Here is a 2,288-nt window from a genome sequence, read left to right as displayed (position 1 = left end):
ACACCTACAGTAATACCCACGGGCTGGCTCAGCGCTTGCGGCAATCCAAAACCTATACCTGCGGTCATGATGTACGACACTGTCACACAAGTACCAATAATCGCTGGAATACTGACAATCCAATGGAAGGTACCGCGATCAAACAGATACTTAGTCGCAAGCCACAATACGCTAGTTGATAACAACATATTTGAGAATGCGAAATAACGCCAGATTAGAGTGAAATCAATCTTAGTCATAAAATAAGCAATAATCAGAATAGGAATGGCAACCAGTAAACGGTTTCTGACGCTTTGCGGAATTTTAAACGCATCAATAATGGTTAATCGCAATGCTCTAAACGCAGTGTCACCTGAGGTAATTGGGAAAACCGCAACCGCGATAATTGCCATAATACCACCCGCGACACCTAAGTAAGTGGTCGCCACTTGGTTAACAACCATACCAGGGCCACCAATATCGAGAACACTCTTAAGTTCGATATAGCCACCAGGGAAAGCTGCGATACCTGCAGTAGCCCATACACATGCCACAACACCTTCCGCAACCATTGCACCATAGTACACAGGACGAACGTATTTTTCGTTAGTTAAACAACGCGCCATAATCGGTGCTTGAGTTGAATGGAATCCGCTGATTGCGCCACAAGTAATAGTGACAAACAACAATGGCCATACTGGTAAACCACTAGGATTAGGCTCCAATAAATCATTGTTGTAGTGACTGTGATCGAAATAAGCAAAGATACCGTCAACGGTAGGTAGCTGCGGCGCATGGATTAGCAATGCAACAGCAATTGATGTTGTCATTACAATCATTAGTAAACCAAATAATGGATACAGTTTTGTAATAATTTTATCTATCGGTAACAAAGTCGCGAGGAAGTAGTAACCTAAAATAAGTAATACCCAAAAGGTATTGTTACTCAAAAAGGTATCTTTAAAATAATCTAAGTTACTTAGCAGCCCTGCTGGGCTCATGATAAATACAACACCAACGAAGAAGAGCAACATCGCGGTAAATATCAACATGGCACCTTTAAAGTACACATTGAAATAATGGCCGGCAATTTCAGGTAAACTTTTACCGTCTTCTTTAATACTCATCACACCAGAAAAGTAATCGTGAACGGCGCCACCAAGTACGTTACCAATCACAATCCAAACCAGTGCTATAGGGCCATATAATGCACCTAAAATTGGCCCGAATATCGGTCCGACACCGGCGATATTAAGAAATTGAATTAAGAAAGCTTTAACTGGATGAACAGGAACATAGTCAACGCCATCAGTAAATCGTTCTTGAGGGGTTTTAGCAGTAGGGTCGATACCAGCTTGTCGCTCAACGAACGGACTGTAAAATTTGAATCCGAGCACGAGCAGCCCGATACAAATGAGGAAAATCAGCATATTATTATCATCCAATTATTTATAGGAATATATTCAATGTCGAGTTTGTTTCAGTTAGCTTTATAGGTCAAGCAACGGGGTGTTATACCAAAGTAGGGATTGCTACTAATCACTTTTCATGCATATATACTCGCTTTTACGATAAACTATAAGCCTGTTAATGGCTTACCCTTACTCCTTTATAATTAGCCATTTTATTAGCCATATTCATTCATCAAAAAAATTCAAGCATAATCACTTGTTCACATCGCGACTTCAGGTAGTGCTTCGTATTCCCACAAAAAAGAAAGGGCTAGCTAACCATTTAAACACCCAAGGTAATTACGTCGTTGTAAATGCACTACCTAAAAGACATCTTTATAGGTGGCAAGCGAAGTAATACGTCTTACATTATTGCTAAATCAAGTGATCCTCAATGCCTACTCATTCTGATGCGAACAATCTAGACAATTCTATTCCGTAGCTGTTATTTGTTCATTCACTTATTAAAATGATAAAACCTCACCGACAAATATCAGTGAGGTTTTAGTTTTGTAAGCTCAACCAGAATGCACCGTTAGTCTATTTTTGTAGGGTTAGCTCGATGCTAGATTCAACTGATGCTTGGATTTCTGCCTCAGTAAATAACAATGGACGTAATTGTTTTGTCGAAGAATACAACTCACTTTGATCGGAAAAACTTGGACTCAACACATTGCTAGACTCTGAATAGGTCAAAATGCCCTTTGCCTTAGGACCATCATCAGTAAAGCTCACTGTCATCATCCAACTTGAACCATAACGCACTTGGTAACCTTCAGCCGTTAATCCTGATGCTGTAGCATTACCAGAAACAACATCCATAACAGGGCTATATTTATGCTGAGGAATTAAGGTGTC

2 protein-coding genes are annotated in these 2,288 nt (G+C 40.0%); both read right to left on the bottom strand.

Annotation, left to right across the window (positions count from 1 at the left end):
* Positions 1–1,409, bottom strand: a 1,409-nt coding sequence (locus CXF78_RS20740) for a carbon starvation CstA family protein (protein WP_102037824.1), incomplete at its 3' end; no start/stop codon positions are given.
* Between the two features lie 561 nt (positions 1,410–1,970).
* Positions 1,971–2,288 (bottom strand): penicillin acylase family protein (locus tag CXF78_RS20735; protein ID WP_180957235.1); only part of this gene is annotated, 318 nt, incomplete at its 5' end.

The sequence above is a fragment of the Shewanella sp. 11B5 genome (assembly GCF_002836795.1).
In the GTDB taxonomy this organism is placed as follows: Bacteria; Pseudomonadota; Gammaproteobacteria; order Enterobacterales; family Shewanellaceae; genus Shewanella; species Shewanella frigidimarina.
This window is presented reverse-complemented; position numbering and strand designations above follow the sequence as displayed.